The sequence below is a fragment of the Agrobacterium tumefaciens genome, from assembly GCF_013337285.1.
GTDB classification, from domain to species: Bacteria; Pseudomonadota; Alphaproteobacteria; order Rhizobiales; family Rhizobiaceae; genus Agrobacterium; species Agrobacterium burrii.
In genome coordinates this window covers 1-14935 of record NZ_SUPW01000003.1, presented here as the reverse complement: position 1 = coordinate 14935, position 14935 = coordinate 1, and the positions used below count along the sequence as shown (strand labels likewise).

At 59.6% G+C, this 14935-nt stretch carries 12 protein-coding genes; 10 read left to right on the top strand and 2 right to left on the bottom strand.

Annotated features, from left to right (window positions below):
- Positions 1–50: 50 nt before the first annotated feature.
- From FCH38_RS10195 to FCH38_RS10170, 6 genes are all read left to right on the top strand, one after another.
- The gene (locus FCH38_RS10195; RefSeq protein WP_174373673.1) at positions 51–551 is read left to right on the top strand and encodes an RNA polymerase sigma factor; all 501 of its coding nucleotides are present in this window, start codon (positions 51–53) and stop codon (positions 549–551) included.
- 112 nt (positions 552–663) lie between these two features.
- Positions 664–1659 (top strand): FecR family protein, encoded by a 996-nt coding sequence (locus FCH38_RS10190; RefSeq protein ID WP_174373672.1) that lies wholly within the window; start codon positions 664–666, stop codon positions 1657–1659.
- 148 nt (positions 1660–1807) lie between these two features.
- A complete protein-coding gene (locus FCH38_RS10185; protein ID WP_174373671.1) occupies positions 1808–4642 on the top strand; it encodes a TonB-dependent receptor in 2835 nt (944 codons plus the stop codon).
- A 104-nt stretch (positions 4643–4746) separates the two neighbouring features.
- Entirely contained in the window at positions 4747–5502 is a 756-nt protein-coding gene (locus FCH38_RS10180) for a hypothetical protein (RefSeq protein WP_153514709.1), read from the top strand.
- 14 nt (positions 5503–5516) lie between these two features.
- Entirely contained in the window at positions 5517–7379 is a 1863-nt protein-coding gene (locus FCH38_RS10175) for a type I secretion system permease/ATPase (RefSeq protein ID WP_174373670.1), read from the top strand.
- Positions 7366–8679, top strand: coding sequence for an HlyD family type I secretion periplasmic adaptor subunit (locus FCH38_RS10170; protein ID WP_174373669.1), 1314 nt, complete (start codon positions 7366–7368; stop codon positions 8677–8679). The genes FCH38_RS10175 and FCH38_RS10170 overlap by 14 nt, the downstream gene beginning before the upstream one ends.
- Before the next feature lie 24 nt (positions 8680–8703).
- Here FCH38_RS10170 and FCH38_RS10165 read toward each other — a convergent pair whose 3' ends face one another.
- On the bottom strand, positions 8704–9624 hold the full coding sequence (locus tag FCH38_RS10165; RefSeq protein WP_174373668.1) for an SMP-30/gluconolactonase/LRE family protein: 921 nt from the start codon (positions 9622–9624) through the stop codon (positions 8704–8706).
- 34 nt (positions 9625–9658) lie between these two features.
- The gene (locus FCH38_RS10160) at positions 9659–10366 is read right to left on the bottom strand and encodes a GntR family transcriptional regulator (protein ID WP_174373667.1); all 708 of its coding nucleotides are present in this window, start codon (positions 10364–10366) and stop codon (positions 9659–9661) included.
- Positions 10367–10469: 103 nt separating this feature from the next.
- Here FCH38_RS10160 and FCH38_RS10155 point away from each other — a divergent pair, with 103 nt between their 5' ends.
- Genes FCH38_RS10155 through FCH38_RS10140 form a run of 4 tightly spaced genes read left to right on the top strand, consistent with a single transcriptional unit; the run spans position 10470 to position 14895 of the window.
- Positions 10470–11522, top strand: coding sequence for a Gfo/Idh/MocA family protein (locus tag FCH38_RS10155; RefSeq protein WP_174373666.1), 1053 nt, complete (start codon positions 10470–10472; stop codon positions 11520–11522).
- On the top strand, positions 11515–12531 hold the full coding sequence (locus FCH38_RS10150; protein ID WP_174373665.1) for a Gfo/Idh/MocA family protein: 1017 nt from the start codon (positions 11515–11517) through the stop codon (positions 12529–12531). The genes FCH38_RS10155 and FCH38_RS10150 overlap by 8 nt, the downstream gene beginning before the upstream one ends.
- Entirely contained in the window at positions 12528–13601 is a 1074-nt protein-coding gene (locus FCH38_RS10145; protein WP_174373664.1) for a Gfo/Idh/MocA family protein, read from the top strand. Before FCH38_RS10150 ends, FCH38_RS10145 begins: the two co-directional genes overlap by 4 nt.
- 22 nt (positions 13602–13623) lie before the next feature.
- Positions 13624–14895 carry an ABC transporter substrate-binding protein gene (locus tag FCH38_RS10140; protein ID WP_174373663.1) on the top strand — a complete coding sequence of 424 codons (1272 nt, stop codon included), beginning with the start codon at positions 13624–13626 and terminating at the stop codon, positions 14893–14895.
- Positions 14896–14935: the final 40 nt, after the last annotated feature.

Genomic DNA, 14935 nt, shown 5'->3' with positions numbered 1-14935 from the left:
ATCAGCGGCTTGCAGTTTCGTTGATCCTTGAAATTTCTCTCGGTTGAGACATGGGCATACGGGAAGATGACAAGCGTTATAACGCTTACGTCGCGCATAGGGTCGACCTGATCAAATACGCCACCCTCATTCTGGGGTCCCGGGCGGACGCGGAAGACGTTGTTCAGGAGGCCTTCCTGAAATTTGTTCCGGAAGCCTCCGGCAACCCCTCCAATCTCAAATCCTACCTCTTCCGCATTGTTCGCAACCTTGCCCTTGATACTCGCCGGCGCAGCCGGCAGGACCTGCGGGAGCGGCCGGATGACACGCCATTCTGGGGTGTGCCGCAGGATCAGGGTACGCCGGAGGAACATGCGCTGTTCTGCGATGAAGTCCGGCAGATGCAGACTATTTTGGCCTCCCTGCCGGTTCAGGCACGCGTAGCATTGGAAATGCACAGATTCGGTGGTTACAATATGGAAGAGATCGCGCGTCACCTCGGGGTGTCCGTGGCCAGCGCTCACCGTCTGATCAAAGGCAGCATTGCCGCGATTACCAAAGAAATGAAGTAAAATTGTCCTGCTTGCCACATCCCGTGAAAAAAATCTCTCTCTCAAACGTCTTTATAACAACGCGGAAGACGAGGCGGCTCCTCCGCCTGCCCACAGGAACTGGCCGGGTTCAATGACCATTGATCCAGATAATAAAATAGAACTACCGAACGGGAAGGCGGAAGAAGCGGCCGAATGGCTGCTCCGCCTCCAGGCAGGCGCAGTGGAACCGCGGCTGAAGGCTGAATTCGACCGATGGCTGGCTTTGTCTCCGGCAAACCGTCTTGCCTGGGAGCGGACCTGCAAGACGTGGCGTAACCTCGGTCTGGTAGAGCCGGAATTCAAGAACCTCTGGGAAGATGCGCCGCGCCTGCCGGAAAAGACTGCGAAACCGGTATCGAGGCGACGTTGGTCTGGGCGGCATTATGCCGGTGCGGCGATGGGGGCGGCGGCTCTCTGTCTTGCCGTGCTGTTCGTCCCGGCGTCTCTCGTCCGTATCAAGGCCGATTATCAGACCAGCACCGCTGAAAGCCGCACGATAATTCTCGATGATGGCAGCAGGGTACAGCTTGCGGCGGCGAGCGCGCTTTCCACGGATTTCACCAATGGTCGCCGCACTGTGAAAATGCTGAAGGGCGAAGCTTTCTTCGATGTCGTGCCGGACGCCACGCGCCCCTTCGCCGTGGAGGCGAAAAACGTCACCGTTCAGGTGCTGGGCACGGCTTTCGACGTCGACCTCACGGATGGCGTAACGCAAGTCGCGCTTGCCCATGGTTCCGTGGAAGCCTCCTTCCGCAACGCACCGCCAACGCGGCTCGTGCCGGGCGAGATGCTGATTGTCGATGCCTCCGGTGCGATCCGGAAAGAAAATGTTTCCGTCGAGGATATTGGCGGTTGGCGCAACGGCGAGCTTTACGTGGTGGATGCGACGATCGGTTCTGTGGTGGAGCAGATCCAGCGTTACCATCCGGCATGGCTGACAATGGCCGACAAGACGCTTGCCGGGCAGCGGGTGACGGGTTTTTATGATCTACGCGACCCGGACCGCGCGCTGGAAGCATTGGTGGAGCCCTATAGGGGCAAAGTTCACGCGATTGGCGACAGCGCCCGCATCATCACTCGCTTCTGAAATCTTCTGAAACAAAAATCATGTTTATTTTCAGTAATTTATAAAATTTCTTCCGAAAGCCTGAAAAAAATTGCCGAGGCAATCGTCTTTTTGTTGAGTAATCCGGTCAAGATATGTCCGGAGTGAAAGACAGGAAGACAAAACTAGTATGCGCCTCCAGATACGTATGACGGGCCACGGGAAAAAAGCGGGAGGGCAGACGCGCAGGGCCGTGCTGCTGGCGACAACGGCGCTTGTCGTTTCAGTCTCGACGGTGGTTTTTGCACAGACCGGACCGAATGCCGCAAACAGCCAGCGCGCCGGTGGTGAGCAGGGCGCAACGCGGCCATTCAATATTCCCGCCCAGTCGCTATCGTCCGTCGTCGGCGCTTTCGGGCGGCAATCCGGCCTTCAGGTCACGCTTGCCACGCCATCTGCCGGCAATGTGCGCACCAATGCCGTTGCCGGCAGTTTCACGGTGCGGGAGGCCCTGTCACGGCTGCTGGCCGGCACGGGCGTCAATTTCCGCATTGCTGGAAACGGCAGAACGGTTGTCATCGGCACGGGGCAGGCGGCCGCCGATCTTTCCGGGGCCGAAGGCACGACTGTTCTGGAAGCAATCACCGTCACTGGTAAAACAGGGCGCAATTCCATTGCCGGCACCGGTTATCAGGGAACGCCGGACTGGGTTTATGAAACCCCTGCCAGTATCAGCGTTGTCAGCCGTGAGGCGATCCAATCCGCCGGCGTGCGCAACACCCGCGATGTTTTCAACCGCGTGTCCGGTGTTTATGCCGGGGAAGGCAATGGCAGTTTCCCGACGGTCTCGCCCAATGTGCGCGGTTTGCAGGAAAGCGGCCGCGTGGTCGTCTCCATCGATGGTGCGCGGCAGAATGCACAGCGTGGTTTCAGCACCGGCGGCGCCTCGATTTATTCCGCCAATAATGGCCAGGCCTATGTGGACACGGCCTTTATCCGCGCGGTTGAGGTCGAGAAAATGACCAACGCCACCTCCGGTAATGCCGGTTCTCTGGGTGGCAAGGTCGAGTTCCGCACCATTCGCGCCGCCGATCTGATCCCCGAAGGTGCGAACAAGGGTGGCGAGGTCAATATTTCCCGGGGCACCAACGGCTATGATTTTCAGGGCTCGGTTCTGGCTGCCGTTCGAGAGCCGGATGGCCCGCTTTCTTTCGTCGCAGGTTACAGCCGCACGATCATGGACGAATACAAGATCGGGACGAAAGGCGAGGCCCGAAGCACCGCACTGACAATAAAAGATCTGCTCGGCCGGGATGGCTGGTCGACCTTCTTCAAGGGAGAAGGCGATTTCGGAGATGTGCAGACATCATTGTCGTGGATGCATCAGCAGAATGATTTCGTGCAGGGCGCGGCCGAACAGGTTGACCGGGAAAGCGTGCGAAACGACAGCATCGTGGCCAAGCTGGACTGGGACCCCGAAAGCGAACTCATCGATTTCAAGTCGTCGCTGTGGCTGAACGATAACATGACGCATGAGCTGCGGTCGGCGCGTCCCGGATATGCAGTTGAAACGAACCTTGATATGGGCCTGCGCAGTTTCGGCGGCAGCGTGGAGAATACCAGTCGTTTCGATACGAAAGTTGGCGCGCTGAGCCTTACTTACGGGGCTGAAGCCTTCCGGGATATAGCGACATCAGTTGCCACCAGTTCCAAAATCGCGCTCAATCCGACATGGGAGAGCAGCTATACGGCGTTCAGCCCCGCTGGACGACGCGACGTGGCCAGCCTGTTCTTCAACGGAGAACTCCAGCCTGCCGATTGGGTCACGATACGCGGGGGTGTTCGGTATGACTGGTCGCGCCTGAAAGGAACGACCACCTATTATAACCAGACCGTGATTGAAAAGGGGTTAAACCGTATAGTGGGGACGGGGGACAATTATCTCGCCTACGCTTCGCAATATGTACAGACGACCTATGACCGAATTTATACGAGCTGCACCACAGGTGCATATGCCGGTCGCGTCTTCACGCCGACCCAGCAGGCAAATTTCTGTAACACTTTGAACAATGTCTGGCCCAATACCAGAGGCGAAATCATCAATGGTCGGTGGCACGATGCCGGCACCACCTATTTTGGTACGACCTATGATACCGAGTACCCCTCTTACGATGTCGAAATAGACCGCACAGATAGCGCTTGGCTGCCTTCGGCGACGGTAGAATTCAAGCCGACCGACTGGTTCCGGCCTTATCTCAGCTATTCACAGAGTTTCCGTCCGCCCACTATTCTCGAAGCCTTCTTCGCCGGTGCGCGACCGGGGGATTCGGTGGGTTATGAATATGCCCCCAATCAATCCTTGCGGGCGGAAAAGGCAACGACCTATGAAATTGGCGCGAATATCAGTTTGGATGGTGTGTTGCTGGACCATGATTCCGTGCGCATCAAAATGGCCGCCTTTCGCCGCGAGGTGAAAGATTACATCGCGCTCGGTTATCTCGTCACTGATCAGGTTGCGGACCGCACCTATACCAGCTTCGTCAATCTCGACGGCACGACCTATATGCGCGGGCTTGAATTTGAGGGCAATTATGATGCGCGAAGCTTCTGGCTCGGCGGTTCTGCAACGTTGCTGAAAACAGACTGGCCCGACAAAACGCAGGTTTTTTCCAACGGCACCACAACAACGAGCGGCGAGATCGTTGCCTGGCCCGGCGATGTGGCCCCAAAAGTTAAGCTCACGCTCGATGGCGGTATGCGTTTCTTTGAAGAAAAATTCTCTCTCGGCGCACGGTTGAACCACGTCACACCGACACAGTCGCGCACGCTCGATACGGAGGGCAATCTGCGTGAGGTGACCGATCCCTACACGACGGTAGATATCTATGGGTCCTACGCTTTCAATGACAAGGCGACGCTTCGTTTCGCCGTCAACAACCTGACGGACCGCAAATATATTCCGGCAACAAGCGCTTACACCGCGCCTGGCCGTACCTTTATCGCGACGATGAACGTGAAGTTCTGAGGCGCGAAAGCAATTCTCCGGGCTGGGTTGCAGCCCGTCCCGGAGATGAAACGCCTTCGTCACAGGACGAAGGTATCTATATTGGCCAGTAAAGGAGTACACCTATGGCTACCACAATTCAACTGACGCAGTCTTCCTCCGACCTGATCGGTTACCTCAACGGTTGGACGAGCGGTTTCGGTTCGACCTATGGTGCGTTCTACGACGCTCAGACCAGCTCTCTCGCCACCACCACCATCGACCCGAACACCACCTATGAGGCATGGGGCGACGGCAGCAACGGCGGCAAGGGCATCGTCATGAGCGGCGCTCTGCAGTACTCCCAGGGCAACCTGACGGGTTCGGTCGACAGCATCGTTCTCGGCACCGGCTACAGCCAGTCCACCAGCGGCATCGCCGTCAGCCAGCAGGAACTGCTGATCGATCCCGATAGCGCCTACTCGCTTGCCGGCGCGCGCGATCTGCTCGATCTCGCCGTTTACCAGCTCGCCCGCTTCGGCTCGCTGGCCGGTTTCTATGATTATTTCGCGGCCACCGGCACAGTGATTGAGGACACAGCATCCTCCAACACCCTGACCGGTTTTGCGGGCGCGGATACTTTCGTATTCTCTGGCGGCAATGATGTGGTGCAGGCAGGTCCCACTGGAACCTACGGTTATCAGGATGGTGCGGACAAACTGGACGTCTCCGCCTGGGGTGCTGGCAGCATTGACGACGTCATCATCAGCAACAATGCAAATGGACACGCTGTCATTGAAAATCTCTTTGGTGGCGACACTATCACACTCGTTGGTGTAGATTCCAGCGTACTCGACGCATCGGACTTCATTTTCGCCAGCGCATCGGCGCTTGCCGCGTAAAGGAAAAACAGGCTGTGGGCTTTCAAAACCACCAGCAGACACCGCCGCAGTCCCTCACTGCGGCGGTTGTTTCGCCCCTTAAAAGCACGTTTCTCGGTGTCGCGCTCGTCAGCGGCGTGGTCAATATACTGGCGCTCACCTCGCCGCTCTTCATGCTGCAGGTCTATGACCGGGTGCTGGCCAGCGGCAGCCTGCCGACACTGGTCGGGCTGGCGCTTCTGGCGCTTGGCCTTTACGGTTTCCAGTGCCTGCTCGATATCATCCGCGCCCGGGTTCTGATCCGCATCGGCGAAGATTTCGACATGCGCCATTCCGGCAGGGTGCATGATGCCGTCGTGCGCCTGCCGCTCGTCAACCGCATGCCGGGCGACGGGTTACAGCCGCTGCGCGATCTCGACAATGTGCGCGGCTTCCTCTCCGGGACGGGTCCAACAGCCTTTTTCGATCTGCCGTGGATGCCGCTTTATCTTGGCATATGTTTTCTGTTTCATTTCTGGATCGGCGTGACGGCTCTTGCCGGCGCCATTCTGCTTATATCGCTGACGATCCTGACCAATATCTTTTCGCAAAAGCCGATCCGCGACACGATGGTCGAAAACATGGCCCGCAATCGGCAGCTGGAGGCGTCGCGCCGCAATGCCGAGGTCGTGCAGGCCATGGGGCTTTCCGGCCGGCTCGGTAAACGCTGGCAAAACTCCAACGAGGCCTATCTCGCCGCCAATCGCAAGGCGGGCGATGTGGCCGGCGGTCTTGGCAATATCGCGAAATCCCTGCGGGTCGTGCTGCAATCGGCCATTCTCGCGGTTGGCGCGTGGCTCGTCATCAACCAGGAGGCGTCGGGCGGCGTGATGATCGCCAGTTCGATCATGATGGGCCGGGCATTGGCGCCCGTCGATCTTGCCATTTCCAACTGGAAGTCCTTCGTGGCCGCCCGGCAGAGCTGGGCGCGGCTGAGGGAACTCTTCGCGCAGATGCCGGCCAGTGCCACGGCCATGGCGCTGCCGAAACCTGAAAAAGAACTGCGGGTCGAGAACGCCACCGTTGTTCCGCCGGGCGAGAGAAAGCCGACCGTTACGGGACTTGGCTTTGTCGTCACCGCCGGAAACGCGCTTGGCGTCATCGGCCCGTCCGGCTCCGGCAAATCCACCCTGTCGCGTATTCTCACCGGCGCCTGGATGCCGGCGGCCGGCAAGGTGCGGCTGGATGGAGCGAGCTTCGACCAATGGGATCGCGCCGCACTCGGCCGCCACATCGGCTATCTGCCGCAGGGTGTGGAACTGTTCGACGGCACGATCGGTGAAAATATCTCCCGTTTCGAGGATAATCCCGATCCCGAAGTCATCATTGCCGCGGCAAAAGCTGCCGGTGCGCATGAACTGATCCTGCGTTTCGAAAAGGGCTATGACAGCGATATCGGCGAGGCGGGCTCTGCCCTTTCGGCCGGTCAGCGCCAGCGCATCGGCCTTGCCCGCGCGCTTTACGGCGATCCCTTCATCGTGGTGCTGGACGAGCCGAACGCCAATCTCGATGCGGAAGGCGAAGCCGCCGTGGTCAAGGCGATTGCGTCGGTCAAGGCGCGCAAGGGCATCGCCGTCGTTGTCGCCCACCGGCCGAGCGCCATCGGCGTCGTCGATTTTATTCTGATGATGGAAGAGGGGCGGATGAAGGTTTTCGGCCCGCGCGATGAGGTGCTCTCCAAGGTGCTGCGCGTTCCCCAGGGGCAAGCTCCCAAAGGGCAGGCTCCCAAGGGATACACCGCATCCGCCCAGACGGTCTCGCCGTTGCGTGTCGTGGCCAATACCCAATCTCAGCCAGTTGCGTTGGAAAATGCCCGGGAAGAGAACAACCAAGAAGGCGATGCGGATGTCAAACACTGATCAGCGCAGCCATGTGTCGCGCTCCATCCGCACACATCTGCTCGCCGGCCTTGCTGCGAGCGTCGCGCTGCTGGCCGGTGTCGGCGGCTGGGCTGCGACGACCAATCTTGCCGGTGCCGTCGTCGCCTCCGGTCATCTCGTGGTGGATTCCTACAGCAAGAAAGTGCAGCACCCGAGCGGCGGCGTCGTCGGAGAAATTCTGGTGAATGAGGGCGACAGGGTGAAGGCCGGCGATGTCGTCATGCGTCTCGATGCGACTCAGACCCGCGCCAATCTCGCCATCGTCACCAAACGGCTGGATGAGCTGAATGCGCGCATGGCGCGGCTGGAAGCCGAGCGGGACGATATGCCGGAACTCGTCTTTCCGCAGTCTCTGGTGGCACGCAGGGACGATCCCGATGTCGCTTCCTCCATGCGCAGCGAAACCAAGCTTTTCGAGTTCCGCAAGTCCTATCGTGAGGGCCGAAAAGCGCAGCTTTCCGAACGGATCACCCAGTTCGAGCATGAAATCGAAGGTCTGAAGGCGCAGGAAGTCGCCTATGATAACGGCCTTGCGGTTTTACAGGCTGAAATCACCTCGCAGAAATCCCTGCGGGAACAGGGCGTCGTGTCCGTGCAGCGGCTGAACAGCCTGCAGACGCAGGCCGCGACCTTCGGCGGCGAGCGCGGCGAAAAAATTGCCTATCAGGCGCAGACGGCGGGCCGCATCACCGAAACGAAGTTGCAAATCCTGCAGATCGATCAGGAATTGCGCACCGAAGTCGGGCGAGAGCTGCGTGAGATACAGGCCCAGATGGGCGAATTTGTCGAGCGCAAGGTCGCCGCCGAAGATGAGTTGAAACGCATCGATATCATCGCGCCGCAATCCGGCATGGTGCATGAAATGGCCGTGCATACCGTCGGCGGGGTGGTAACGCCGGCAGACCCCATCATGCTGATCGTGCCCGACGGAGACGAGCTGGCGCTGGAGGTGCAGATCGTGCCGAAAGATATCGACCAGTTGCAGGTGGGGCAAAAGGCCATGCTGCGCATGACCGCCTTCAACCAGCGCGTCACGCCTGAGCTGGAAGGCCATATCAGTCGCATCGCAGCGGATATCACCACCGATCAGCGCACCGGCCTTTCCTATTATCTGGCGCGGATTTTCGTGCCGGTCACAGAGCGGGAAAAGCTGAACAATGCGCCGCTCGTGCCGGGCATGCCGGCAGAGGCTTTTATCCAGACCAGCGAGCGCACAGCGTTATCCTATATCGCCAAACCGCTGACGGATCAGATCAGCCGTGCCTTCCGGGAGGAATAGAACTACGAGCCGGGCCTCCGGGCTTTAATCGATGTCGCCAAAACGGAAGCCGGGGAAGCCTTTCGTCTGCGTCGGGATTACCCAGACGCCGCCCGAGAGAGGTGCTTTGTTCAGCCTGTCCTCGGACATGTTGTGGCGGTGTGATGTCAGGAATAGAATACTGAAATCAGATCCCCCAAAGCAGGGCATGGTGGGATGCGGCACAGGGGCTGTGATCACATCCGCCAGCTTGCCATCGGGCGTGAAAACGTTGAGCAGGCCGGCAGAAACGCCCGCGCTGTAATAGTTGCCTCTACTATCGAGACAGCCGCCATCTGGTCTTCCCGTTTCTTGCGTCATCTCGGCTACCAGCACGCCCTCATCGAACCTGCCGTTGGCGCGGTCGAATGTTCGCCGGCGTATCCATTTCTGGATGGAATCGCTCTGCCACATGATGGAACCGTCCGAGGAAAAGGCGAGGCCGTTCGGGCATGTCAGCCCGGCCTGCATACGCTCGGCGTTCGCTTCAGTGATCCGCCAGAGTTCGCCACGTGGCTCCATCTCCGAAAGCGGCACATTGTGCATGGTTCCCACCCAGAACGCGCCGTCGGGGCCAATCCGCCCGTCGTTCAGCCGGCAGGGGATGCCTTCGGGTGCGGGAATGGAATGGAGGAGACGCGTTTTGCCGCTGTCGGGATCGAGGATGATGATATCCATGCCGCAGGCTATGATAAGGTCGCCGTTCTGGCAAAGCCCGAGGCTTGAGACCGTGTGGGGAAACGACCATTCGCGATAGAGGCCGGGCTCAAGCGCTGCGGACCGCACCGTCTTGCCGAGAATATCGCACCAGAAAAGCACCTGTCGCCGCTCGTCCCACACAGGGGATTCGGCCAGCGTGCTCATCGTGTCGCACAGAAGTTTCGCCTGCGAGATGTCAAGCGCTTGTCCGGGGTTTGCTGTATTCATGATGCTCGAACCGTTGAAAGGGGATGCCGCATAATTATTCGAAATAGTCCTGATGGTTCTCGAAAACCTGCGAGAGAATGCCGAGGACTCGTCTCAGATGCTTTCGCAAATTATCCGTCGCGCGGGCTTCGTCTCCCGCCCTGATCGCGTCATACACCGCCTCATGTTCGGAAAGCAGGCCTGCCATATGCGCCTCGTCGGTGATGGCGAGTGCGCGCAGGCGATCCAGTCCAGCTTTTTCGCGGATCAGTAGTGATTCCAGCCTTTCCAGCCCCGTTGCGGCGGCAAGCGCGCTGTGGAACTGGTCGTCATGGATGCGGAAAGCTTTTCTGTCTCCATGGCGCATGGCTGCCCGCTGGCCATTCAGGGCATGTTCGATCTCCTGTTCGGCTTCCGCCGTTAGGCCGATTTGGCAAAGCCGGCAAACCGCTGCAACCTCAAGCGCTTCGCGAATGAACTGCGCGCTGCGAATGTTCTTGTCCGATAGCCGCGAAACATAGGTTCCGCGGCTTGGCAGCGTGACGATCAGGCCATCATCCCGCAGGCGGCTGAGCGCCTCGCGCACCGGCGTCCGGCTGGAACTGAAGGATTGCCCGATCTCGTTTTCCGAAACCGCCTGGCCGGGATAAAGCTCCCGGGAAAGGATAGCCGATTTCAGAGCGGAATATATCTGGTCTACGACCGGGCGGTTAAGGTCCAGCCGTTCCATTGTCGGCACGCCTGTTACGGGAATTTTCGGCATATACCCTCCAGTGTTTTCATAACCGGTATACCGGAACACAAGTGTGTTGACAACCGGCATACCGGTATGCAAATGGTTGGGGCGTGGGAAGGAGGCTCCCGAAATGCAAAATATCAAGACCTGCGTCATTGTTGGTGCCGGAATGGTGGCGAAGACGCATGTGCTTGCCTGTGCAGCAAGCCCTGAAAAAATTCACCTGAAAGGCATAGTCGATGGTGGCTCCGGCCGCGCCAAGGCGCTGGCCGCCGAAGCGTCGAAGCACACCGGATATGATGTCGCCGTTTATTCCTCGGTCGAGGAAGCGGCGCGCGATGCGGATGTCGATTTCGCCATCATCGCAACGCCGCCCAATGCCCGCATCGATATCGTCGGAAAACTGGCGAAGGCGGGCAAGCACATCCTGATGGAGAAGCCCGTCGCTCGGAATACGCAGGAGGCCGACGGTCTCGTCGCCCTGTGTCGCGAGGCAGGTGTTATACTCGGCATCATCTTCCAGCACCGCATGCGGGCTGCGTCGCAAAAAGCCCGTGAGCTTGTTGATGGCGGGGCGCTTGGGGCGCTGGGTCTTTGCGAAATTTCCGTGCCGTGGTGGCGCGCGCAATCCTATTATGACGAACCGGGCCGTGGTACGCGGGCGCGCGATGGCGGCGGCGTTCTGATCTCCCAGGCAATCCATACGATCGATCTGGCGTTGAGCCTGACGGGGCCGGTCGCCCGTGTTCAGGCCATGGCTGCAACGACGCGTTTCCACCGTATGGAAACCGAAGATTACGTTTCTGCTGGTCTGCGCTTTAGGAATGGCGCCGTCGGCTCGCTCGTCGCAAGCACCGCGAGTTTTCCCGGCGCTGCGGAATCGATCCTCCTGCATTTCGAAAATGCCAGCCTGCGGATCGCCTCGGGTCTGTTGCATGTCGACAGGCGCGATGGCCGGCAGGAGACCTTTGGTGGTGCGGCCTCCGGCACGGGTGGCGGCGCTGACCCCATGGCTTTCACGCATGAATGGCATCAGGGCGTCTTCGAAGATTTCGTAGACGCCATCTCTTCAGGACGCCCGCCGGTCGTCACCGGCGAAGCGGCTCTTTTGTCTCACAGATTGATCGACGCGATCATCAACTCGGCCGACACCGGCAAGGAAGTGGAACTGCAGGATGACTAAAGCAATCAAGTTCGTCGCTCTCGGAATTGAGCATCGGCATATTTTCGGCATGGCCCAGAATCTGCTGGACGCCGGCGCAGAATTTGGCGGCTGGTGGACGGAAGGCGAGCCCGATGTCGTGGAAGGCTTTGTAAAGCGCTTCCCGGATGTGCCGCGCGCAACATCGAAAGAGGCACTGCTGGCTGATGGCAGCATCGATCTCGTCGTCATCGCCGACATTCCGTCCAAGCGTGCCGATCTGGCGATCGCCGCCATGGAAGCCGGCAAGGATGTCATGTCGGACAAGCCGGGCTGCACCACATTCGAGCAGCTTGATCGTCTTCGCCAGACGGTGGCAAAAACCAAGCGCATCTGGACCGTTGATTTCTCGGAGCGTTTTGAAGTGCCGAGCGTGACCAAGGCTGCCGAACTCGTTGCGCAGGGCGCCATCGGCCGCGTCATCCAGACCGTCGGCCTTGGCCCGCACCGCCTGAACCGCCAGATCCGTCCGACATGGTTCTTCGAGCGCGAAGCTTACGGCGGCATCCTCACCGATATCGCCAGCCACCAGATCGACCAGTTCATGTTCTTCACCGGTTCGACCGAGGTTGAGATCGTGTCTGCGACTGTTGCCAATTACGCAAACCCACATGATCCCGGCCTGCAGGATTTCGGCGAAGTTGTGCTGCGCGGCGACAAGGGCCACGGTTACATTCGCGTCGACTGGTACACGCCGGATGCGCTGCCGACCTGGGGTGACGGTCGCCTGACCATCCTCGGCACGGAAGGTTACATCGAACTGCGTAAATATGTGGATGTCGGCAACACCGAAGGCACGGACCGCCTCGTTCTCGTCAACGGCGACCGCTGCGAATACATCGATGCTTCCGGTGCCGGTCTGCCCTATTTCGCCCGCATCTGCGACGATATCCGCAACCGTACGGAAACGGCAATGACGCAGGAACACGTCTTCAAGGTCTGCGACCTCTCGCTTCAGGCACAGGCCAAGGCTGAGGGAGCCTCGAAATGATCGGTGTTGCCATCATCGGCGCCGGCATCGGCGCCCAGCATCTGAGCGGTTATCGGGCGCTGCCCAAGCGCTTCGTCGTCAAGGCAATCTGCGATCTCGATCTGGAGCGCGCCCGTTCTGTCGCCGGCGATGATACCTCCATTCGTCTGACCACCGACCTCGATGAGGTTCTGGCCGATGGGAGCATCCAGCTCATCGACGTCTGCCTGCCGCCGCACCTGCATTTTCCGGTGACGCTGAAGGCGCATGCGGCGGGCAAGGATGTTGTCTGCGAAAAGCCGCTGGTCCGCTCTCTCGAGGAGGCCAATGCGTTGATCGATTCCGTCAAGAAGACCGGTCGCGGTGTGTTTCCGGTCTTCCAGTACCGTTTCGGGCAGGCAATGCGCCAGATGCGCGCGCTGATCGATGCCGGTCTTGCCGGCAAGGCCTTTGTCGCAAGCTCGGAAGTCCATTGGAATCGTGGCGCCAGCTATTATGACATTCCCTGGCGCGGCACCTGGAAGGGTGAATGCGGCGGAGCGATCCTTGGCCATGCCATCCATGCCCATGATCTTCTCTGCCACGTTCTCGGCCCGGTCGATGAAGTTTTCGCGATGGCCGATACGCGCGTCAACACCATCGAAACCGAAGATTGCGCCGCACTCAGCTTCCGCATGAAAAGCGGCGCGCTGGCAACCAGCTCGGTCACGCTCGGTGCTGCGGAAGACACGTCGCGTCTCCGCTTCTGCTTTGAAGGCTTCACGGCGGAAAGCGGTACCTTGCCCTATCGTCCGGCGGAAGACACCTGGCGTTTCATCGCCCGCGCGCCGACGACGCAGGACCAGATCGACGCCGTTCTGGCAACGGTGGCTGATGGCCAAAACGGCTTTGCCGGTTTTGTCGAAGCCATTGCCGACGCGATGGAAGGACGCGGCGGCAAGGAAGTGACGGTCCATGACGGCTTGCAGTCCATCGAACTCGTGACGGCCATCTACCGGTCGGTTCGGGAAGGAAAGCCGGTGCGTCTGTCCGACGCCGCTGAAGGCGAATGGATCAAGGGCTGGGCGCCGCGCGCATCTGCCAACGCATAATCATCTAACGGGAGGAAACCAGATGACCAGAAAATACAGCATGGCATTGGCGCTCGCCTTGGGTGCGGCGTCTTTTGCCGGTGCCGCTCAGGCAGCCGAGGAAGTGCGCTTCACCTGCGCTTATGACGGTAACGGCTGCGAAATCCTCAAAGATATTCTCGCGCGTTACGAAAAGCAGCATCCTGATGTGAAGATCGTCACCGATGTCGTGCCCTACAAGGCACTGCTGGAAGGCCTGCCCGTGCAGCTCGCCGGCGGCAGTGGCCCGGATTTCGCAACGGTGACCGATCTTGGTGGCCTCAACCGCTATTATCTCGATCTGACGCCCTATGTGGACGCGAAATATTGGGAAGACAACTTCTCCAACGTGCTGAAATGGTACCGCAGCGGCCCCGACGACAAGGGCATCTACGGCATGCACACGCAGCTCACCATCACCGGCGCCTTCATCAACCGCACCCTGTTCGACCAGGCAAATGTTGCCGTTCCCGGCAAGGATGCGACGATGGATGACTGGGCGAAGGCGGCAAATGCCGTTGCCAAGGCAACCGGTACGCCTTACCCGATGGCGATCGACCGTTCCGGCCACCGCATCGCTGGTCCGGCCATTTCCTATGGCGCGAAGATTTTCGATGCTGACGGCAAGCCGATCCTCGTCGACGAAGGGTTCACGACGTTCGTGAAGAAGTTCGTGGAGTGGAACAAGGACGGCACCATGGCGCGTGACGTCTGGGCCGGTCAGGGCGGCAATACCTACCGCGACGCCGCGCAGGAATTCATCAACGGCCAGCTGGTCTATTATTACTCCGGCAGCTGGCAGACCGCGCGTTTCGACAGCCAGGTGGGCGATGCGTTTGACTGGGAAGTCGTGCCGCAGCCCTGCGGTGGCGCAGCCTGCACCGGCATGCCCGGAGGAACCGGCATCGTCGGTTTCAAGCAGTCCAAAAACCCGAAGATCGTTGCCGATATCCTGAACTTCATGGCTCAGGACGAGAACTATCTCGACTTCACCGTTCGCACCCGTAACGTTCCGGCCAACAAGTCCGTGGCTGACAAGGGCGTGACCTATACCGGTGCAACGCCTGCGACGCAGAAGGCCATGAACGCCTGGCTCGACCAGATCCCGAGCCTTAGCCCGATTGCCTATGCCTACCAGGGTTACAAGAATAATCGTGCCATGTTCAACATCTCCGTCCAGCGCATTACGCAGGCCATCGTCGGTGAAAGCACCGTTGATGAGGCAATGGCCCGTGCAAAGACGGACCTTGAGGAAGCGTTGAAACAGGCGAAGTGATCCATCGCCTTCCGGCGCGGCGCCAGCCCCCCCCCGCCCG